The sequence below is a fragment of the Arthrobacter agilis genome, assembly GCF_030816075.1.
Taxonomy (GTDB): Bacteria; Actinomycetota; Actinomycetes; order Actinomycetales; family Micrococcaceae; genus Arthrobacter_D; species Arthrobacter_D agilis_E.
This window is the reverse complement of sequence record NZ_JAUSXO010000001.1, coordinates 882,549-901,964: the sequence shown is the minus strand read 5'-3', so window position 1 is coordinate 901,964 and position 19,416 is coordinate 882,549. Positions and strand designations below refer to the sequence as shown.

Below are 19,416 nucleotides of genomic sequence, written 5' to 3'. Positions count from 1 at the left end.
GAAGCCGCCTAACTGTCCATTCGGGCGATGTGGCTGTGGACGAGGGCGCTGTGGAGGCCCAGGCACAATTCGCTGATCTCCCGTGCGGTCTCCGCCGCCCGCGCCTTCGAGGCGACGTCCTTGCGGGACGCCACCGGGGCGACGACGCGTTCGACGAGCCCTAGCTCACGGTCGGCCGCGGCACGGAAGGGCCGCAGGTGACGCGGTTCGATCCCGTGTCCCTCCAGCTGGACGCAGGCCTTGGTGATCTTGAGGGCGTGCTCGTCGAACCGGTTGTCGACGGCGGTGATGAGCCCGAAGCTCACGAGGTCGTCGACGAGCCGGCGCGGCGCCCCGGCCTCCGCTGCGAGGGTCTCCGCGGTGAGGCGGCGGCCGTGGGCACTCAGTTCGCGCGAGAGCTGGTCCGAGACGACGCGGGGCGCGAGGGTCATGCCGCCCGGCAGGGAGGCGGGACGCTCACCGCGGTCGATGGCGTCGACGTAGTCCTTGATGACCTTCAGGGGCAGGTACTGGTCGCGCTGCAGGGCCAGGACGAAGCGCAGGCGCTCGACGTCGTGCGCCGCGTACTTGCGGTACCCGGCACGCGTGCGCTGCGGCGAGATCAGGCCCTTCTCCTCGAGGAAACGGATCTTCGACGCCGTGACCTGGGGGAACTCCTCCGCCAGCTCGCGCAGGACCTCACCGATGTTCAGGACACCGGAGGGAGGACCTGGAGCGACGCCGGCCGTACGGCGGGCGGGGTGGGAGGCAGGCATGAACCGGACTAGGCCTGTGCTGTGGTGTGCTGGGTGTCCTGGCCGGGGACGGTGCGGGCCGCGTAGAAGGTGAGACGGAACTTGCCGATCTGCACCTCGTTGCCGTTGCGCAGCGTGACGCTGTCCACGCGGTCGTTGTTCACGTAGGTGCCGTTGAGGCTGCGCGTGTCCACGACCATGAACCCGTTCGCCGTCCGACGGAACTCCGCGTGCTGGCGTGACACCGTCACGTCGTCCAGGAAGATGTCGGCGTTGGGGTGGCGTCCGGCCTTCGTGACGTCCTCGTCGAGGAGGAAACGCGCCCCGGCGTTCGGACCCGAGTGGGCGATCAGCAGCGCGGAACCTGCCGGGAGCGCGGCGACGGACGCCTGCTCCTCGCGCGTCAGGTGACGCTCCAGGTCGCTCATCGCCGCCTGCGGCGGCAGCCCGATCGTCGTTGTCTCAGGAGACGTCATGTGCGGCTCTTCTCCATTCACGCCAGTATTCACGTTGGACACCATCGGACTTTCCTCCCCTACTGCGCGGCGCGACGGAGCGACTGCGATCCGCGCCACCCCCGCTGCCGGTAGGACTAGCCTACCTGCTGGGAGTAGTCCGCTGAACTCAGCAGCCCCTGCACGACGGACGGGTCGGACACCTTGATCTCGAGCAGCCAGCCCTCGCCGTAGGGGTCGGAATTGATGAGCGAGGGATCGTCGTCGAGCGCCTCGTTGCGGGCGACGATCTGCCCGGTGACGGGTGCGTAGATGTCGCTGACGCTCTTGGTGGACTCGACCTCGCCGATGACGTCGGCACCGGTGACGTCCGCACCCTCCTCGGGCATCTGCACGTAGACCACGTCGCCGAGGGCGTCCTGGGCGAAGTCGGTGATGCCGACGCGGACCGTGCCGTCGACGGCGGGCTCGCTGACCCACTCGTGCTCCGCGGTGTAGTACAGGCCATCGGGGATGTTGCTCATGGTTGCCTTTCGGAACGCGCGATCGTCGGCGGCGCAGGGCCGTCCGGTACGGGTACTGGTCGAGTATAGGCATAAGCGGCGGGGCCGTGACGCGCCTCTCACCCGGTCCGGGCGGCACCGGGACACCCCTGTCCCGGGAATGCGAAAGGCCCGTCCCCGCCGGTGTATCGCCGGTGGGAACGGGCCTGCCGTGGCGGAATGACAGGATGTGAACCTGCGCCCCCTCGACCCCCAGACTCCGGCAGCGCGTCCACGGCCGACGACCAGAACCGCGGCAGCGAAGGAAGTCGAGACACCGGCGGTCACTCGCGGAAGCTCGTCGGACCACTCCTCGCGCGCGCTCGCACGATCCCGCCCGTTCCCTCGGAGGGGACGGACCTCTACCGGCAGCTCAGGGCCGCCGCCGCAAGACCTGGGGATGTGAAGCCCCTTCCCTACCGGCGCAGTGCGCCCGATAGAGTCGCGGCATGGGGATATGGGACAGGGTCAAGGCGTCATATCGCGAAGCGAAGGCTGACGCATTTCAGCAGGCCAACGAGGCGGTGCCGGCTTCCATGCGTCTGGACGCCGCGGACTTCGACACCCGGCGAGAGCAGGATTCCGCCGTTGCGGCCCGCTCTGCAGCGGAGGAGCGGCGAGCGGACGCACAGGGCCAGACGGTGCGCGGAAACCGGGCCGGCTACATGTCGGCCGAGGAAGCCGACGCCCTGCTCGTCCCTGGCGAGGACGGCCGCCTCCCGCTGCGCCTCGTCCGATCCGGCAACGGCCTCGACCTCGCCGCACCGGACGGCCGGCTCATCGACTACAACACGCCGGCACTTCGTCACTTCCACATCTTCGCCTTCCGCGCGGTCGGTACGAGCTACTACGAGAACCCCGCCCGACCCTTCACGTTCCGCACCGGGCAGACCGTGGGCATCCTCCGGGAGCCGGACAACGAGCACGACCCGCACGCCGTCGCACTCACGACGGGCTGGCCGGCCCGCACGTTCGGCTACGCCACCGAGCAAGGTGCCCGATGGGTCGCCGAGCTGACGGATAGCGGGCAACACCTGGTCGCCCTGATCATCCAGGCCGAGAGGTCGTCACCGTGCGTCCTGATCACAACCCCGGAGATGCTCGCCTCCCTGCGCCGGGAGTGAGGGGTAGCCGGCCGGCGAAGGGGCCCGACCGGCTACCGCCGTACCTGGCGCCGGACGCGCCGGACTCGACGACGTCGGCGTTCACTCACCCCGACACTCCGCGGCAACGGCCATGCCGGAGGCCGGTGTGGACTTCACGGAAGTTCTCGACCCGCTGGGACACTCGTCCGCGAGCATGACCGGCGACAGCCACGGACACACGTCGGACGATAGCGCCCGCTGCTCTCGGCGAACTGTCGGGGGCAATCAGCTTTTGAACCGAACGTCTCCGCGTTGCTGCACGCGCTGCTCCACCAGGCGGACCAAACGGCAGAGGCCGCTCCCGGATTTCTCCGAGAACGGCCTCTGACCTGCTACTTCATCTGTCGGGATGACAGGATTTGAACCTGCGACCCCTTGACCCCCAGTCAAGTGCGCTACCAAGCTGCGCCACATCCCGATCGGCCTGTCCAGCAGGCCAAACCACTCGGATAACAATACAGCATTTCCCGGGCGGCTCCGCACACCGGAGAGGGGTCAGCGCTTGCGGCTCCGCTTCTCGCGGACGCGCATGCTGACCTCGATGGGCGTGCCTTCGAAGCCGAACGTCTCGCGCAGGCGGCGCGTGATGAAGCGGCGGTAGCCCGGGTCGAGGAACCCCGTGGTGAACAGGACGAACTTCGGCGGACGGCTCGAGGCCTGCGTGCCGAAGAGGATGCGGGGCTGCTTGCCGCCGCGCACCGGGTGCGGGTGGGCGGCGACGAGCTCGCCGAGGAACGCGTTGAGACGGCCCGTGGGGATACGCCGGTCCCAGGACTCGAGCGCGACGTCGAGCGCGGGGACCAGCCGGTCCTTGTGCCACCCGGTCAGCGCCGAGATGTTGACCCGCGGCGCCCAGTCGACGTGCGCCAGGTCCTGCTCGATCTCACGCTCGAGATAGCGGCGGCGCTCCTCGTCGAGGAGGTCCCACTTGTTGAAGGCCAGCACGATCGCGCGGCCGGACTCGATGGCCATGTTCAGGATGCGGATGTCCTGCTCGCTGAGCACCTCGTCGACGGCGAGGAGCACGACGGCGACCTCCGCCTTCTCGAGGGCGGACTGGGTGCGCAGCGAGGCGTAGAAGTCGGCGCCCTGCTGCATGTGCACGCGCCGCCGGATACCCGCCGTGTCGACGAAGCGCCAGGTGCGCCCGCCCAGCTCGATCATCTCGTCCACCGGGTCGCGCGTGGTGCCGGCCAGCGGATCGACGACCACCCGGTCGGACCCGGCGAGCTTGTTCAGGAGGGAGGACTTGCCCACGTTCGGTCGCCCGATGAGCGCGATGCGGCGCGGGCCGCCGGACCGCTCGATCCCGCCGTGCTCCGAGAACTCCGGAAGGATCTCGTTGACCTGGTCCAGCATGTCGGCCGTGCCCCGCCCGTGCAGGGCGGACACCGGCCAGGGCTGTCCGAACCCGAGGCCCCACAGCACGGAGGCGTCGGCCTCGTTCTGGATGTCGTCGACCTTGTTGGCCACGAGGATGACGGGCTTCTTCTTGCGGCGCAGCATGCGCACGACGGCCTCGTCGGTCGCGGTGGCACCGACGGTGGCATCGACGACGAGCAGCACGGCGTCGGCCATGTCGACCGCGATCTCCGCCTGGTCGGCCACGCGCGCGGCGATGCCCTTCGCGTCCTGCTCCCAGCCACCGGTGTCCACCAGGGTGAAGTTCCGGCCCGACCACTGGGCGGGGTAGGAGACCCGGTCACGGGTCACGCCGGGGGTGTCCTCGACGACGGCCTCGCGGCGGCCGAGGATCCTGTTCACGAGCGTGGACTTGCCGACGTTGGGGCGGCCGACGATCGCGAGCACCGGGTTGAGGCGGCCTTCGGTCTCCTCGTCGAAGTCCTCGTCCTGCCGGGCGAGGAGCGCGGCGTCCTCCTCGTCGAGCTCGTAGTCCTCGAGGCCGGCGCGCAGGGAGGCGGCGCGCTGCTCGGCCTCGGTGTCGTCGAGGGTCTCCAGCAGCTCGGTGACCTGGTCCTCGCCCGTGGGCTCGTAGTCCTCCCCTGCTGCGTTGTCGGGTGCGTCCGGCGAAAGGTTCTCGCTCATTGTTCTGTCCTTCGGTTGGTGTTCACCGTCTCCCGACGGTGGGCCTGGTGGGCGCGGGGCCCGGAGTCGATAGGGTGCTGGTCCGGCTAGTGCGCCACGGTGCGCACGATGCCGAGGACCGCCGAGACGGTCTGCTCGAAGTCGAGGTCGGAGGAGTCGAGGGTGACGACGCCGTCCGCCGCCTGCTGGAAGTTCACGACGGCGGAGTCCTTCGCGTCCCGCTCCGTGACCTGGCGCCGGAGCTGGGCGTCGGTCTGCGTGCCACCGAGCTGGTCCCCGCGCCGGCGCAGCCGCGCCTCCTCACTGGCCGTGAGGAGGATGCGCACCTCGGCGTCGGGGGCGACGACCGTGGTGATGTCGCGTCCTTCCGCGACGATCCGGTGGCCGGCACCGGCGATCAGGGCGCGCTGGCGGCGGATGAGTTCGGCGCGGGCCCCCATGGTCGTGGCGACGGCGCTCACCGAGGAGGAGACGCCCGGCTCGCGGATGGCGGCGGTGACGTCGTCGCCCGCGATGGTCACGGATTCGCGGTCGGGGCTGGTGCTGATGAAGAGCTCGATGTCCCGTGCCGCGGCCTCCACGGCCGCGCCGTCGTGCAGGTCGACGCCCGTGGCGATGCAGTGCAGCGTGACCGCCCGGTACATCGCCCCGGTGTCGAGGTACGCGGCACGGAGACGCCGCGCGACCTCACGGCTCACGCTCGACTTGCCCGATCCGGAGGGGCCGTCGATGGCGACGACGAGGGACTTGCCGAGCCGGAACCCGGAGAACGGGCTCGACGATGCGCTCTTCCCCGTCACATCGGTCTGCGTGGTCTCTGCTGAAGCCTGCGTCACTGCACTACCTTCCAGCCCCGCTGTGTCAGGGACTCCGTCAATTCCTGCCGTCGGCCGGGCAGCACGGAGAGCTCCGCGAGGCCCACCTCGCGTCCCGGTGAGTGTTCGAGCCTGAAATCCTCGACGTTGATGCCGGTGTGGCCGATCTCCGTGAGCAGCTTCGCGATCTGTCCCGGCACGTCGTCGACGAGCACCGTCAGGCGCGCGAAGGAGTTCGGCGGCGTACCGTGCTTGCCGGGGACGCGTGCCTGTCCGGAGTTCCCCTCGGACATCAGCTGCGCCATGTCGAGCCGTGCGCCGCCGGCCGTCGGGTCCTCGAGCGTGGTGATCAGCCGGTTCAGGTCGTCGCGGACCCCGTACAGGATCTCCACGAGCCGGCCCGCGTTGGCGGACAGGATCTGCACCCAGAGCCGGGGGTCGCTGGCCGCGATGCGCGTGACATCGCGCAGCCCGTTACCCGCGAGCGAGAGGGCACGTCCCGGTGAGTCCTGGAGCCTGCTCGCGACGAGCGACGACACCACCTGCGGCAGGTGCGAGATCAGGGCGACGGCCTCGTCGTGCTCCTCGACGGACATCCGCGCGGGCACGGCACCGAGGTCGACGGCGAGCGACTCCGCGCGGAGGACGGCGTCCGGGGCGCTCCCTGCATGGGCGCAGAGCACCCAGGGGGCGCCGTTGAACAACTCGGCGCGTGCCGCGACGGGCCCCGACGTCTCGCGGCCCGCCATCGGGTGGGTCCCCACATAGCGCGCCACGTGTCCGGCGACGGCGGGAGTGGCGACGAGCTCGCGCAGGATCGCCTCCTTCACACTGCAGATGTCCACCACGACGGCGTCGGGATACGTCAGCAGGGCGTCCGCCGCCACGCGCGCCGTGACATCGGGAGGGGTCGCGACGACCACCAGTTCCGGGGACAGCGACTCCCCCGCGGCCTCCGCATCGGCAAGGAGCCGCCCGGCACCGATATCACGGGCGACGGCCTCGGTGGAGGGAGAGCTGTCGGACAGGACGACGTCGATCCCGCGTGCGCGCAGGCCCAGCCCGATGCTCGCCCCGAGCAGGCCCGCCCCGATGATGAGGACGGGGCCCGTGAGGTGCGTGCCCTGTTCCGTGCGCGTCGTCATCGGTTAGAGGCCCACCGATGCCAGCAGGTGTCCGACCTCCTGGCGCCCGAGCACCCGGATGCTGCCCTGGCGCTGGTCGCCGATGCGGATGGGCCCCACCTGGGTGCGCACGAGGCGCTCGACGGGGTGGCCGACGGCGTCGAACAGACGCCGGACGATGCGGTTGCGGCCGGAGTGGAGGACCACCTCGACGAGGATGTGGCCGGGTGTGGAGTCGACGAGCTTGAAGGAATCGACCTGCGCGAGGCCGTCCTCGAGCTCGATACCCTCCTTCATCTGCGCGCCGACGCCCTGGGCCATGGGACCCCGGACCTGCACGAGATAGGTCTTGGGGACCTCGTAGGACGGGTGGGTCAGGCGGTTGGTGAGTTCGCCGTCGTTGGTGAGCAGGAGCAGGCCCTCCGTCTCGGCGTCGAGCCGGCCCACGTGGAAGAGGCGCTCGCTCTTGTCCTTGTTCTTCAGGAAGTCGCTGATGCAGCGGCGGCCCTCCGGGTCCTCCATGGTGGAGACGACGCCGCGGGGCTTGTTGAAGACGTAGTACTTCAGGTGCTCGTTGAGCTGGAGCCGGATGCCGTCGACGTGGATGGCAGCCTGCGCCGGGTCCACGCGGACGCCGAGTTCCGTGACGACGGTGCCGTCGACCTCCACCCGCCCGTCGAGGATCATCTCCTCGCACACGCGGCGCGAGGCGACGCCGGCGAGGGCCATGATCTTCTGCAGGCGTACGCCCTCGGGGTTGTGGACGTCGATCTCGTCGGCAGGGCGGCTGGAGCGCTTGGGCCGCGGGGCTCGCACCGGGCCGAGGTCCTGGCCGAACCGCTCGCGTCCGAAGGCCTTCGCTCCGGGCGGCTTCGGGCGTCCGCCCTGTCCACCGGATCGCGCGCCCGACGCTGCGCCGGGCCGTCCGGGCTTGCTGCCGGCACGCCCGCCGGTCTTGGCGCCGAACCGGCCGGCCGGTGTCCCGGCCGACGGGCGACCGGAGGCCGCGCGGGCGCGGCCGTCGGCGGACTCGCGGCGGTCGCCACCGGTGGCCGGACGGCCCTCCGACGGGCGACCGCCCTCGCGGCCGCGATCGGAGGCTGGACGCGGGGCCCCGGGGCGACCGCCGGTGCGCTCACCGCGGTCGGCGAACGGACGGCCCTCGCCGGTCCGTCCTGCGCCGCCCTGCCCGGAACCGTTGCGGGGTGAGGCCCCCCGGCCGCGGGCAGCGTCGGATGGGCGGCCGGTCGACCCGCCGCGGCGCGGCGTATTGCGTCCGGAACCGGATCCTGGCGGCTGTGTCATGGAGAGAAATCCTTCGTGTAGGTCGTGCTCAGTACGTCGTTTCGTCATACTCCCCGAGGCTTTCGAGCCCGGGCAGGTGGGGAGCGATCCGGGGCAGTTCGTCGACGCTGCCCAACCCCAATCTTTCCAGAAAGAGGGAGGTGGTCCCATAGAGCACCGCCCCGGTCTCCGGATCGGCCTCCATCTCGACAACGAGTCCGCGCTGGAGCAGGGTACGGACCACGGAGTCGACGGTGACGCCCCGGATGGCGGAGACCCGGGCGCGGGACACGGGCTGGCGGTACGCGATGACCGTGAGGGTCTCGAGTGCCGCCTGCGACAGCCGGGCGGACTGACCGTCGAGCACGAAGTCGGCGACGACCGCGGCGAAGTGCTTCCGGGAGAAGATGCGCCACCCGCCGGCGATGTTCCGCAGTTCGAAACCGCGGGGGGACACAGGTTCGTCGCTCGGGGCGCCTGAGCCAGTATAGCCGTCGTACTCACGCTGCAGTCCCACGAGGACGGCGTGCACCTGGTCCGCGGGCCGTTCGAGGGCCGCGGCGAGCTGCGTGTCGGTCACCGGCCGGTCGGTGACCATCAGGATCGCCTCGACGGCACCCCGGAGGCCACCGGGCAGCGCCTCGAGGGGATCCTGCTGCGGGTGATCCCCGGCGGACTCATCCATACTGTGCTCCTTCGCTGTGCACGAGGTCGTTCTCGCCCCCGACGTCGCCCTCGACGTCGCCCGTCAGCAGGTCCGCGGTCCACCGCTCGTCCCCGGCACTCCAGCTCACCAGCAGATCGGACAGCGGTGCCGGCTGGTCGAAGGTGACGGCGCCGTCCCGGAACAGCTCCAGCAGGGCGAGGAACCGCACCACGAGCACCATCCGCGACCGGGTGTCCTCGGTCAGCTCGCGGAAGGACAGCGGTCCCCTGCCCTGCAGCAGATCCTGCACCACCAGCGCCTGCTCGCGGACGCTGACGGTCGGTGCGTGCAGGTGCCCGATCGCCACTTCGGCCGGCTGCTCCTGGCGGGGTGCGAGCACCTTCGTCGCGATCGCTGCGAATTCCTCGGGCGAGTGCTTCCAGACGAGTTCGGGCAGCAGGCGGGTGAAGTGCGGTTCGAGCGGGACGTCGCGCGCGTACCGCGTGTCCTCCTCCTCGAGCCGCGCGGCGAGCTGCCGTGCCATCTCCTTGAACGCCCTGTACTGCAGGAGCCGGGCGAACAGGAGATCGCGGGCCTCGAGGAGGGCGATGTCCTCCTCGTCCTCGACGGCTCCGGCCGGGAGGAGGCGGGCGGCCTTCAGGTCGAGGAGCGTCGCGGCGACGACGAGGAACTCGCTCGCCTCGTCGAGCCGCCATTCCCCTTCAGCGGCCTGGATGCGGCGGATGTGGGCGATGAACTCGTCGGTCACCTGCGCCAGGGCGATCTCCGTGATGTCGAGCTCGCGCCGGGAGATGAGGTTCAGCAGCAGGTCGAAGGGTCCGCTGAAATTGGCCAGCTGCACCGCGAAGACCGTCTGGTCCGCCACCTCCGGGTACCGCGCGGACCCGGAGGGAGCGGGCACTAGGGCGCTCCGCCCCTGCTGATGAGCTCCCGCGCGAGGCTGCGGTAGGCGTCCGCGCCCGAGTGGTTCGCGGCGTAGGACGTGATGGGCTCGGCGGCGACGGTCGCGTCGGCGAACTTGATGGTGCGCTTGATGACGGTCTCGAAGACCTTGTCGCCGAACGCCTCCACGAGGCGTGCGATGACCTCGCGGCTGTGGAGCGTCCGCGCGTCGTACATGGTCGCGAGCACGCCGTCGATCTGCAGCCGGGGATTGAGCCGGTCCTGGACCTTCTCGATCGTCTCGACCAGGAGGGCCACCGCACGCAGGGCGAAGAACTCGCAGATGAGCGGGATGATGACGCCGTGCGCCGCGGTGAGGGCGTTGACCGTGAGGAGGCCGAGGGAGGGCTGGCAGTCGATGAGGATGACGTCGTAGTCGTCCGACACCTTCCGCAGGGCACGGTCGAGGACCTGCTCGCGGGCCACTTCGTTGACGAGCTGCACCTCGGCGGCCGACAGGTCGATGTTGGCGGGCAGCAGGTCGATGTTCTCGATCGCGGTGTGCTGGATGGCGTCCTGGATGGACACCTTGCGGTCCATCAGCACGTTGTAGACCGTCACGTCGAGCTCGTGCGGATTGGTGCCCAGGCCCGCGGAGAGGGCGCCCTGCGGGTCGAAATCCACGAGCAGCACCCGGCGGCCCGCCTCGGCGAGCGCGGCGCCGAGGTTGATGGTCGACGTCGTCTTGCCGACCCCGCCCTTCTGGTTGACCATCGCGATGACCCTCGCCGGGCCGTGCGATTCCAGGATCCTCGGCTCAGGGAACTCCGTCACAGGGCGGCCGGTGGGGCCGAATCCCGCGTCCACTGCGCTGGGCAGAGTTGTGGAACCCTGTTCACTACTCACGAATTTCTCCACGCTTCCATCAGATTCGGTGCGGCCGGCCGAGAAACGGCGTCCGAGCGGCTTTTCTTCTAGTCAACGGTACAACGCCGGTGCCGACGGCCGCGAAGCCGGCTGCCCGGCGACCCCGAGCCTTGATCCTCAACCTGAGGTAGAACCTTTGGGGCTGCGGCGGTCGCACGCCGCCGTCGGCGTCCCGGAACGACGACGGCGGCGACCGGATGTGCTCCGGTCGCCGCCGTCGTCGAAGGGCCTGCGGGCCCTGTCCCCCGGGTCCCGCGGACATCCCGGGGACAGAGGGTCAGCGGGTCATCGGGCGGTCCCGCGCACCGCGGCGTCGGTCGTCGCCTCGGCGCCCTCCTCGACGTCGTTGTCGTACCGGTGGTCGGTGCTCATCGTCGTCTCGTCGAAGGGCAGGCGACCCTCGAGGACCTCGTCCACGCGGCCCCGGTCGATCTCCTTGGTCCAGGTGCCGATGAGGACGGTGGCGACGGCGTTGCCGGTGAAGTTCGTCAGCGCGCGGGCCTCCGACATGAAGCGGTCGATGCCGACGATCAGGCCGACGCCGTCGACCAGGTCGGGGCGGTGGGACTGCAGGCCGCCGGCGAGGGTGGCCAGTCCGGCGCCCGTGACGCCCGCAGCGCCCTTGGACGCGATGATCATGAAGATCAGCAGGGAGATCTGCTCCCCCAGTGCGAGCGGCTTGCCCATCGCCTCGGCGACGAACAGGGCCGCCATCGTGAGGTAGATGGCCGTACCGTCCAGGTTGAAGGAGTAGCCGGTGGGCACTGTCACGCCGACCACGGGCTTGGAGACTCCCAGGTGCTCCATCTTGGCGATCAGCCGGGGCAGTGCGGCCTCGGACGAGGAGGTGCTGAAGATTAGCAGGTACTCGCGGCCGAGGTAGCGCATCAGCTTGAGGATGTTCACGCCGGTGACGAGCTTCAGGAGCCCGCCGAGGATGACGACGATGAACAGGATGCAGGTGATGTAGAAGGCGACCATGAGGGTTGCCATGCTGATGATCGCCTGCACGCCGGTCTGGCCGACGACGGCGGCGATGGCACCGAAGGCGCCGATGGGGGCGAGCCACATGATCATCACGAGGATGCGGAAGACGAGCGCCTGGATGTGCCCGATGCCGCGGAGGATCGGCGTGCCCGCCGATCCCATCTTCTGCAGGGCGAACCCGACGAGCAGCGCCACGAAGAGGGTCTGCAGGATGCTCGGGCCCGTCAGCGCGGACAGCAGCGTCACGGGGATGATGCTCAGCAGGAAGCCGACGGTACCGCCGTCGCCGCCCTCGGCCTCCCCGGCCGGGGTGGGCACGTCGTAGCTCGATCCGGAGATGTCGAGCCCCTCACCCGGCTGGATGAGGTTGCCGACCACGAGGCCGATGGCGAGCGCGAAGGTCGACATCACCATGAAGTAGCCGAGCGCGAGGCCTCCGACCTTGCCGACGGTCGCGGCCTTGGCGATGGATCCGACGCCGAGCACGATGGTGCAGAAGATGATGGGGGCGATCATCATCTTGATGAGGCTGATGAAGCCGTCACCCAGGGGCTTCAGCGCCTTCGCGAAGTCGGGGGCGGTGAGGCCGAGGATCGCGCCGAGGACGACGGCGACGATGACGGCGATGTAGAGGAAGTGCGTCTTGTCGACCCTCTTGCGGGGTTGCGCGGATCCACTGTCGGACCGCGACGGTGCGATAGCCATGGTGTTCTCCTAGATGACCGGCCACCCGGCGGGGCCGGCGGCGAAGGTCCTTCTTCGTCGGAGGGGTCTCACCAGGAAGCGTAGTGTTGTTGTGATCCTCTTCATCATGGCAGCGGGAGTGACCGGGGTCACGATTGAGTTCATACTGGTCACGGTCCGGGCGGCCCGCGTCGATGCCCGCAGGGCCCGGGCCGACAGGAACCGGAAGGAGCAGGATCGCCGCGTGCGCCGATGGAGTCTCGCCCGACAGTTCTTCCTCGCCCAGCTCGTGTTCATCCTGGCGCTCTCGGCGTCCCTGTCCGTGATCCTGTACGTCGATGCCGCGCAGGGCGTCAACGACGCCGCGGCCGAGCGGATGGTCGCGGTGTCCACGGCCATCGCGCTCGAACCGGCCGTCCTCGACGCCGTGGAGGGGCCCGATCCTTCCACCACGCTGCAGCCCTACGCCGTCGAGGTGATGGATCGTCTGGGCGTCGACTTCATCACGATCATGGCCACGGACCGCACCCGCTTCACGCACCGCAACCCCGAACAGATCGGCAGGCCCTACCTCGGCTCCGTCTCGGAGGCCCTGGCCGGGCGGACGCACACCGAGACGTACGCCGGGACCCTCGGCCCGTCGATCCGTTCGATCGTGCCGGTGGTCGACGGCGACGGGACGGTCCGGGCGATGGTCGCCTCCGGCATCACCGTGGATCGCGCCGCCATCGCCCGCAACGCGCAGCTGCCTCTCGTCGCCCTGATCGCGCTCGGCTCCCTGGCGCTCGGGGCGCTCGCCTCGTTCCTGTTGAGCCGGCGCCTCCGGCACGCGACGCTGGGCATGGGACCGGCGGACCTCTCACGCTCCTTCGTGTTCTACGACGCCGTCCTCCACTCCGTGCGGGAAGGACTGCTGCTGACCGACGCCGCCGGGCGCCTGGTGCTCTACAACGACCAGGCCGCCCGCCTCCTCGGACTGGACGGCACCCAGGACCCGGTCCCGGCGTCGCGCCTCGCCGTGCCGCCGTCGCTGCGTGAGCTCCTCGCCTCGGGTCGCCGCGCACATGACGAGGTGCACCTCACGGCCAGCCGTGTGCTGGTGGTCAACCAGGAGCCGGCCGTGCCGCCCGCCGCCGCAGGGCGGGGCGCGCAGCAGGCGGCGCTGGGCACTGTGACGACGCTGCGCGACCACACCGACATCGAGGCGCTCACGGGACAGGTCCAGACGATGCGCACGCTCACGGACGCCCTGCGCTCGCAGACCCACGAGCACGCGAACCGGCTGCACACCATCGTCTCGCTGGTCGAGCTCGGGCGGGGCGCCGATGCCATCGACTTCGCCACGCGGGACCTGCAGCAGTCGCAGCGCCTGACGGACGAGGTGGTCCAGGCCGTCGACGAACCGTTCATCGCCGCCCTCCTGGTGGGCAAGGCTGCCCAGGCGAACGAGCGCGGGATCGAGCTGATCACCGAGATCGCCCCCGAGGCGCGGGCGGGCCTGCTCAACCCGGTGGACCTCGTGACCATCATCGGCAATCTCCTCGACAACGCGTTCGACGAGGCCGTCGCCTCCGCGGAGCCCCGCGTGGTCCTCACGGTGCGCCGGGTGGGCGACGACGCGGCGCCGGGGCTCGGGATCGTCGTCGAGGACAGCGGCAACGGGCTGCCCGACTCGGAGAAGGCGAGGGTGTTCGCGTTCGGGTACAGCACGAAGGCGCCGGACGCAGCGGGAGGCACCGGACGAGGGATCGGGCTGGCCCTCGTCCGGCAGGCGGTGGAGCGCTTCGGAGGGTCGGTCGAGGTGACGGACACCGAGGACGGCGGCGCGCGGTTCTCGGTGCGCCTCCCCCTGCCCGGGGCACCGGACGGGCCTGCCGACCACCCTGCCGGCAGCTCCGGCACCGCAGCCGGCGGCACGCCGACCGGGGCCGAAGCAGGCACCGGACCCGCCGTGCCGCAGGGCGCCGAGGGCGGGGGCAGGACATGAGCGCCATCCGCGTCCTCGTGGTGGAGGACGACCCGGTGGCGGCGGACGCCCACGCGGAGTACATCCGGCGGCTCGAGGGGTTCGAGCTCGCCGGGATCGTGCGGAGCGGCGCCGAGCTCGCGGCCTTCCTGCATCTGACCGGCGGGGAGCAGGGGCGGGCGCCCGCCGTCGTCGACCTCATGCTGCTGGACATGAACCTCCCGGACGCCCACGGCCTCGACATCGTCCGGCGGGTGCGTGGCCTCGGCATGCCGCTGGACATCGTCGCCATCACGGCCGTGCGGGATCTCCAGGTGGTCCGCTCCGCCATCTCGTCCGGCGTCGTCCAGTACCTCATCAAGCCGTTCACCTACTCGGCGTTCAGCGAGAAGCTGGGCGCCTACCGTGAGTTCCGGCGGAATCTGGTGGAGCAGGCATCCACCACCACGCAGGCGGAGGTCGACTCCGCCTTCGCGTCCCTGCGGCCGGCGACGGCGGCCCTGCTGCCCAAGGGCCTCTCGGCGGAGACGCTGCGCGCGGTGTCGCGGCTCCTCAAGGAACTCTCGGAGCCCACCTCCGCCATCGAGGTGTCGGAGGCCCTGTCCATGTCCAGGGTCACCGCGCGCCGCTACCTGGAATACCTTGCGGACCAGCAGTCCGTCCTGCGCACACCGCGGTACGGCACACGGGGGCGCCCGGAGTTCGAGTACAGCTGGGCGCGCAACGCCGCGGACCGCTAGTGCCCGCGGCGGCCGGTCAGCCGCCCGCCACCGGGCGCAGCAGGGGCTCCAGCGCCGCGAGCACCGCGGGGTCCTCGATGGTGGACGGGACGGCGTACGCGGTACCCGCCGCCATCTGCCGCATCGTCTTCCGGAGGATCTTGCCGGACCGCGTCTTCGGCAGCGCCTCGACGACGACGGCGGACCGGAAGTCGGCCACGGGACCGATCGACCGGCGGACCATCGCCACGAGTTCGGCCTCGAGCGATGCCGGGTCGATGGCGGCGCCCGCCTTCAGCACCACGTAGCCGCTGGCGCGCTGTCCCTTGACGGGATCCGGCAGCCCGAGCACGGCGCACTCGGCCACCACGGGGTGCTGGGCGATCACCTGTTCGATCGCGCCGGTCGAGAGCCGGTGGCCGGCGATGTTGATGACGTCGTCGGTGCGGCCCATCACGAACAGGTAGCCGTCCTCGTCCAGGTACCCGGAGTCGCCGCTCGTGTAGAAGCCCGGGACGTCGCTGAGGTACGCCTCCCGGTAGCGGTCGTCGCTGCCCCACAGGGTCGTCAGCGTGCCGGGCGGCAGCGGGAGGCGGAGGGCGATGCTCCCCTCGGTCCCGGCGGGCACCGGGGCTCCGCCGGGGTCGAGGATCACGACGTCGTACCCGGGCGAGGGCAGGGACGGCGAGCCGGCCTTCAGCGGTACGCCGCCCAGCCCGCGCGGGTTGGCGCAGATGGGCCAGCCGGTCTCCGTCTGCCACCAGTTGTCGACGACCGGCACGCCGAGGACGTCCCCGATCCACGCCGACGTCCCGGTGTCGAGCCGCTCGCCGGCCGAGAAGAGCGTCTCCAGGGAGGAGAGGTCGTGGGCCTGCACGGCCGCACCGGCGGGGTCCGCCCGCCGGACCGCGCGCAGGGCGGTCGGCGCGGTGAACAGCACCCTGGCGTGGTGCTGTTCGATGAGGCGCCCGAAGGTCCCCGCGTCGGGGGTGCCCACGGGCTTCCCCTCGTACAGGACGGTCGTGGCGCCGGCGAGGAGCGGCCCGTAGACGATGTAGGAGTGGCCCACCACCCAGCCGACGTCGGACGCCGTCAGCATGGTGTCGCCCGGCCCCACGCCGAAGATCGCCCGCATGGACCAGGTGAGCGCGACGGCGTGCCCGCCGTTGTCGCGCACCACGCCCTTCGGGGATCCGGTGGTGCCCGAGGTGTAGAGGATGTAGAGCGGATCCGTCGCGGCGACCGGCACGGGCGGGACGGCCTCGGCGGCGGCGACGGCCTCGTCCCAGTCCAGCCACCGCGTCCCGGGCTCCCGGTACGCGGCGACACCGTGGCCGAACCCGTCGCGCGCCTTGACGACGACGGGCGTCCCCGTGCTGTCGGCGAGCGCGAGCGCCTCCTGGACCGCGGGGAGGTATTCGACGCGCCGGGTGGGTTCGATGCCGCCGTCCGCCGTGACGACCGCGGACGGCCGGGCGTCCCTGATGCGGGCGGCGAGTTCGGCGGCGGCGAAGCCCCCGAAGACGACCGAGTGGATCGCGCCGATCCGGGCACACGCCAGCATGGCCACGGCGGCCTCGGGGATCATCGGCAGGTACACGAGCACCCTGTCGCCCTTCCCGACGCCCAGGCGTGCGAGCGCGCCCGCGAACACCGCGACCTCGTCGCGGAGCTCCGCGTACGTGAGGGTGCGGGTGGTACCGAGCATCGCGGAGTCGTAGACGAGGGCCGCCTGCCCGCCCCGGCCGGCCTCGACGTGCCGGTCGAGGGCGTTGTAGCTCGTGTTGAGGGAGGCGTCGGGGAACCACCGGGGCAGCAGGGCGTCCGAGCCGTCGAGGGCGACCGTGGGCGGCGTCGTCCAGTCGACGGCGGCTGCGGCGTCCAGCCAGAACTGCTCCGGGTCGGCGAGGCTCTGGGCCTGCAGCCGTCGGTAGTCCTGTCCGGGAAGCATCCCGGATCCGGCATCGTGCCCTGTAGCCATGGTCGCCCCTCGTCGCGCGCGGTTGGTGAGGATCAGTATCCACCATCGCTCGCTGTATACACAGGGTCCGCCAATCCGATCTGTGGGCCGCGCTTTCTTGTTCGGGAGCCCTTCTGTGCATACATTGGAGACGGAGCCGGGTGCACCGGCGGACGGACCAGGACCACCACGGAGGAGGCGACGAGGATGCGGGCCAGCGATCGCGCCTATGCCCTGCTCCGCTCCGACATCGTCGAGTGGCGGCTCGCGCCGGGTGACGTGCTGGCCGAGGTGGAGCAGTCGGCCCGGCTCGGCGTCTCCCGCACGCCCCTGCGCGAGGCACTCTCCCGGCTGGTCGCCGAAGGCCTCGCCGCGCCCCAGGCAGGACGCGGCGTCGTCGTCTCCGCCATCTCCCTCGAGGCCGTGACCGACCTGTTCGAGGTCCGCGTGCCGCTCGAATGCGCGGCCGTCCGGCTCGCGGCCGCACGCGGCGACAGCGGCGTCTTCGCCGCCCTCGCCGGGGAGTTCGCCCGCGCCGGGCACCTCATCGAGGACGACGGCGGCGGCCAGGAGGCGTACTACGCGCTCGTGGCCCGCCTCGACCAGTGCATCGACGATGCTGCCGGGAACCACTACCTGCTGCAGGCGCAGAAACCCATCCGCACCCACCTCGCCCGTGTCCGCCGGCTCGCCCGGGACAACCCGGCGCGGCTCCTCGCCTCCGCCCGGGAGCACGAGCAGATCGCCCGGGCCCTGGCCTCGGGCAACGCGGACCTCACCGAAGCATCCATGCGGGTGCATCTCCACCACAGCCTCCAGCATCTGCTCGGCCCGCCGGCGGACTCCGACAGCCCGCGGGCACCGGACCACCGCTCCTGACCACCCGCTCCTGACCGACCGACACCGGACCACCGATGTCGGACCACCGATCCTGTACCACCGAGAGGAACACCATGGTCGAACTCCATCCCGTCCGCGTCCACCGCAGCGAGGAGAACCTCCCCCGCTCCGGCCAGCTCGCCTGGAAGATCGCCCAGGTCGCCGCCGATCCCGTCGAGGTGACGCCCGAGGTGACGGACATGGTGATCAACCGGATCATCGACAACGCCTCCGTGGCGATCGCGTCGCTGACCAGGGCGCCCGTCGTCGCGGCACGCGCCCAGGCGCTGAGCCACCCGGTGTCCGCGCACGGCGCGGGTGCCGCGGTGTTCGGCGTCGACTCCCCCGTCTCCGCCGAGTGGGCGGCGTGGGCCAACGGCGTCGCGGTCCGCGAGCTCGACTACCACGACACCTTCCTCGCCGCGGACTACTCGCACCCGGGCGACAACATCCCGCCGATCCTCGCGGCGGCCCAGCACACCGGCGCCTCGGGGGCGGACCTCGTCCGCGCGCTCGCCACCGGCTACGAGATCCAGGTGGACCTCGTGAAGGCCATCTGCCTGCACGAGCACAAGATCGACCACGTCGCGCACCTCGGCCCGTCCGCCGCGGCCGGCATCGGCACGCTGCTGGGCCTGGACCCCGACGTCATCTTCCACGCCGTCGGCCAGGCACTGCACACGACGACGGCGACCCGCCAGTCCCGCAAGGGCGAGATCTCCACCTGGAAGGCGCACGCGCCGGCGTTCGCGGGGAAGATGGCGGTCGAGTCGGTGGACCGGGCGATGCGGGGCCAGACCTCGCCCACCCCCATCTACGAGGGTGAGGACGGCGTGATCGCCTGGCTGCTCGACGGACCGGAGGCCTCCTACGAGGTGCCGCTGCCGGCGGACGGCGAACCGAAGCGCGCCATCCTCGACACGTACACGAAGGAGCACTCCGCCGAGTACCAGGCGCAGGCCTGGATCGACCTCGCCCGGCGCCTCCATGGCTCCCACCCGGAGGCCACCGACCCGGAGAACGTCGCGTCCATCGTCATCTCCACCTCGCACCACACGCACTACGTCATCGGCTCCGGCGCCAACGACCCGCAGAAGTACGACCCGACCGCCTCGCGGGAGACGCTCGACCACTCGATCCCCTACATCTTCACCGTGGCGCTCCAGGACGGACGCTGGCACCACGAGGACTCCTACGCGCCCGCGCGTGCCGCGCGCCCCGACACCGTCGCACTGTGGCACAAGGTGACCACGCTCGAGGACCCGGAGTGGACGCGCCGCTACCACTCCCTGGACATCGCGGAGAAGGCGTTCGGCGGCAGGGTCGAGATCACCCTCACGGACGGCACCGTGATCACCGACGAGATCGCCGTCGCCGACGCCCACCCCCTCGGCGCCAGGCCGTTCGCCCGCGCGGACTACGTCGCCAAGCTGCGCATGCTCGCCACGGGCATCGTCGAGGACGCCGAACTCGACCGCTTCCTGGCCGCCGTCGAGCAGCTGCCCGAGCTGCCCGCCGGATCCCTCGGGCAACTGAACATCGTGGCCCGCCCGGGACTCGTCGACGCGGCCGGTGCGCCGCAGGGACTGCTGTAGGAGGC

Annotated in this window: 17 protein-coding genes, 1 tRNA gene and 1 pseudogene; 6 read left to right on the top strand and 13 right to left on the bottom strand. The window is 71.0% G+C overall.

Annotation, left to right across the window (positions count from 1 at the left end; translation table 11 throughout):
• Window positions 1–8: 8 nt before the first annotated feature.
• The 3 genes from ftsR to gcvH form a co-directional block, all read right to left on the bottom strand.
• A complete protein-coding gene (gene ftsR / locus QFZ50_RS03965) occupies window positions 9–755 on the bottom strand; it encodes a transcriptional regulator FtsR (RefSeq protein WP_307082104.1) in 747 nt (248 codons plus the stop codon).
• A gap of 8 nt (window positions 756–763) precedes the next feature.
• Complete coding sequence (locus QFZ50_RS03960; RefSeq protein WP_373462245.1) at window positions 764–1,210, bottom strand: FHA domain-containing protein; 447 nt, start codon at window positions 1,208–1,210, stop codon at window positions 764–766.
• Between the two features lie 116 nt (window positions 1,211–1,326).
• Window positions 1,327–1,713, bottom strand: coding sequence for a glycine cleavage system protein GcvH (gcvH, locus tag QFZ50_RS03955; protein WP_307082103.1), 387 nt, complete (start codon window positions 1,711–1,713; stop codon window positions 1,327–1,329).
• 467 nt (window positions 1,714–2,180) lie between these two features.
• On the opposite strand from gcvH, the gene QFZ50_RS03950 reads away from it, so the two are divergent.
• Both QFZ50_RS03950 and QFZ50_RS18185 read left to right on the top strand, forming a co-directional pair.
• The gene (locus tag QFZ50_RS03950) at window positions 2,181–2,855 is read left to right on the top strand and encodes an HIRAN domain-containing protein (RefSeq protein WP_307082101.1); all 675 of its coding nucleotides are present in this window, start codon (window positions 2,181–2,183) and stop codon (window positions 2,853–2,855) included.
• 67 nt (window positions 2,856–2,922) lie between these two features.
• Window positions 2,923–3,204, top strand: a pseudogene (locus QFZ50_RS18185) (tyrosine-type recombinase/integrase); the annotation flags it as partial.
• A 16-nt stretch (window positions 3,205–3,220) separates the two neighbouring features.
• Here QFZ50_RS18185 and QFZ50_RS03945 read toward each other — a convergent pair.
• From QFZ50_RS03945 to QFZ50_RS03905, 9 genes are all read right to left on the bottom strand, one after another.
• Window positions 3,221–3,294 (bottom strand) — tRNA-Pro (locus QFZ50_RS03945).
• Window positions 3,295–3,371: 77 nt separating this feature from the next.
• Window positions 3,372–4,922: a ribosome biogenesis GTPase Der gene (gene der / locus QFZ50_RS03940; protein ID WP_307082099.1), complete on the bottom strand. Its 1,551-nt coding sequence runs from the start codon at window positions 4,920–4,922 to the stop codon at window positions 3,372–3,374.
• Between the two features lie 86 nt (window positions 4,923–5,008).
• The gene (cmk, locus tag QFZ50_RS03935) at window positions 5,009–5,722 is read right to left on the bottom strand and encodes a (d)CMP kinase (RefSeq protein WP_307086655.1); all 714 of its coding nucleotides are present in this window, start codon (window positions 5,720–5,722) and stop codon (window positions 5,009–5,011) included.
• Between the two features lie 32 nt (window positions 5,723–5,754).
• A complete protein-coding gene (locus QFZ50_RS03930; RefSeq protein ID WP_307082097.1) occupies window positions 5,755–6,882 on the bottom strand; it encodes a prephenate dehydrogenase in 1,128 nt (375 codons plus the stop codon).
• A gap of 3 nt (window positions 6,883–6,885) precedes the next feature.
• Entirely contained in the window at window positions 6,886–8,166 is a 1,281-nt protein-coding gene (locus tag QFZ50_RS03925; protein ID WP_307082095.1) for a pseudouridine synthase, read from the bottom strand.
• A gap of 28 nt (window positions 8,167–8,194) precedes the next feature.
• Complete coding sequence (scpB, locus tag QFZ50_RS03920; RefSeq protein WP_307082093.1) at window positions 8,195–8,830, bottom strand: SMC-Scp complex subunit ScpB; 636 nt, start codon at window positions 8,828–8,830, stop codon at window positions 8,195–8,197.
• Window positions 8,823–9,713: a segregation and condensation protein A gene (locus QFZ50_RS03915; RefSeq protein ID WP_307082091.1), complete on the bottom strand. Its 891-nt coding sequence runs from the start codon at window positions 9,711–9,713 to the stop codon at window positions 8,823–8,825. The genes scpB and QFZ50_RS03915 overlap by 8 nt, the downstream gene beginning before the upstream one ends.
• Complete coding sequence (locus QFZ50_RS03910) at window positions 9,713–10,600, bottom strand: ParA family protein (protein ID WP_307082090.1); 888 nt, start codon at window positions 10,598–10,600, stop codon at window positions 9,713–9,715. The genes QFZ50_RS03915 and QFZ50_RS03910 overlap by 1 nt, the downstream gene beginning before the upstream one ends.
• 306 nt (window positions 10,601–10,906) lie before the next feature.
• The gene (locus tag QFZ50_RS03905) at window positions 10,907–12,313 is read right to left on the bottom strand and encodes a cation:dicarboxylate symporter family transporter (protein ID WP_307082088.1); all 1,407 of its coding nucleotides are present in this window, start codon (window positions 12,311–12,313) and stop codon (window positions 10,907–10,909) included.
• A 91-nt stretch (window positions 12,314–12,404) separates the two neighbouring features.
• Here QFZ50_RS03905 and QFZ50_RS03900 point away from each other — a divergent pair, with 91 nt between their 5' ends.
• Entirely contained in the window at window positions 12,405–14,279 is a 1,875-nt protein-coding gene (locus QFZ50_RS03900; RefSeq protein WP_307082087.1) for a sensor histidine kinase, read from the top strand.
• Window positions 14,276–14,998 carry a response regulator gene (locus QFZ50_RS03895; RefSeq protein ID WP_307082085.1) on the top strand — a complete coding sequence of 241 codons (723 nt, stop codon included), beginning with the start codon at window positions 14,276–14,278 and terminating at the stop codon, window positions 14,996–14,998. The genes QFZ50_RS03900 and QFZ50_RS03895 overlap by 4 nt, the downstream gene beginning before the upstream one ends.
• 16 nt (window positions 14,999–15,014) lie before the next feature.
• Here QFZ50_RS03895 and QFZ50_RS03890 read toward each other — a convergent pair whose 3' ends face one another.
• Window positions 15,015–16,958, bottom strand: coding sequence for an AMP-binding protein (locus QFZ50_RS03890; RefSeq protein ID WP_373462244.1), 1,944 nt, complete (start codon window positions 16,956–16,958; stop codon window positions 15,015–15,017).
• A gap of 186 nt (window positions 16,959–17,144) precedes the next feature.
• Between QFZ50_RS03890 and QFZ50_RS03885 the strand changes: the two genes are divergently transcribed.
• Window positions 17,145–17,816 carry a GntR family transcriptional regulator gene (locus QFZ50_RS03885; protein WP_307082083.1) on the top strand — a complete coding sequence of 224 codons (672 nt, stop codon included), beginning with the start codon at window positions 17,145–17,147 and terminating at the stop codon, window positions 17,814–17,816.
• Window positions 17,817–17,890: 74 nt separating this feature from the next.
• Window positions 17,891–19,411, top strand: coding sequence for an MmgE/PrpD family protein (locus QFZ50_RS03880; RefSeq protein WP_307082081.1), 1,521 nt, complete (start codon window positions 17,891–17,893; stop codon window positions 19,409–19,411).
• The last annotated feature ends 5 nt before the right edge of the window (window positions 19,412–19,416 follow it).

Excerpts from the sequence above, each read along its gene's own strand:
- ftsR (WP_307082104.1), bottom strand. The coding sequence starts at position 755 with ATGCCTGCCTCCCACCCCGCCCGCCGTACGGCCGGCGTCGCTCCAGGT.
- QFZ50_RS03960 (WP_373462245.1), bottom strand. The coding sequence starts at position 1,210 with ATGACGTCTCCTGAGACAACGACGATCGGGCTGCCGCCGCAGGCGGCG.
- gcvH (WP_307082103.1), bottom strand. The coding sequence starts at position 1,713 with ATGAGCAACATCCCCGATGGCCTGTACTACACCGCGGAGCACGAGTGG.
- QFZ50_RS03950 (WP_307082101.1), top strand. The coding sequence starts at position 2,181 with ATGGGGATATGGGACAGGGTCAAGGCGTCATATCGCGAAGCGAAGGCT.
- der (WP_307082099.1), bottom strand. The coding sequence starts at position 4,922 with ATGAGCGAGAACCTTTCGCCGGACGCACCCGACAACGCAGCAGGGGAG.
- QFZ50_RS03930 (WP_307082097.1), bottom strand. The coding sequence starts at position 6,882 with ATGACGACGCGCACGGAACAGGGCACGCACCTCACGGGCCCCGTCCTC.
- QFZ50_RS03925 (WP_307082095.1), bottom strand. The coding sequence starts at position 8,166 with ATGACACAGCCGCCAGGATCCGGTTCCGGACGCAATACGCCGCGCCGC.
- scpB (WP_307082093.1), bottom strand. The coding sequence starts at position 8,830 with ATGGATGAGTCCGCCGGGGATCACCCGCAGCAGGATCCCCTCGAGGCG.
- QFZ50_RS03905 (WP_307082088.1), bottom strand. The coding sequence starts at position 12,313 with ATGGCTATCGCACCGTCGCGGTCCGACAGTGGATCCGCGCAACCCCGC.
- QFZ50_RS03895 (WP_307082085.1), top strand. The coding sequence starts at position 14,276 with ATGAGCGCCATCCGCGTCCTCGTGGTGGAGGACGACCCGGTGGCGGCG.
- QFZ50_RS03890 (WP_373462244.1), bottom strand. The coding sequence starts at position 16,958 with ATGGCTACAGGGCACGATGCCGGATCCGGGATGCTTCCCGGACAGGAC.
- QFZ50_RS03885 (WP_307082083.1), top strand. The coding sequence starts at position 17,145 with ATGCGGGCCAGCGATCGCGCCTATGCCCTGCTCCGCTCCGACATCGTC.
- QFZ50_RS03880 (WP_307082081.1), top strand. The coding sequence starts at position 17,891 with ATGGTCGAACTCCATCCCGTCCGCGTCCACCGCAGCGAGGAGAACCTC.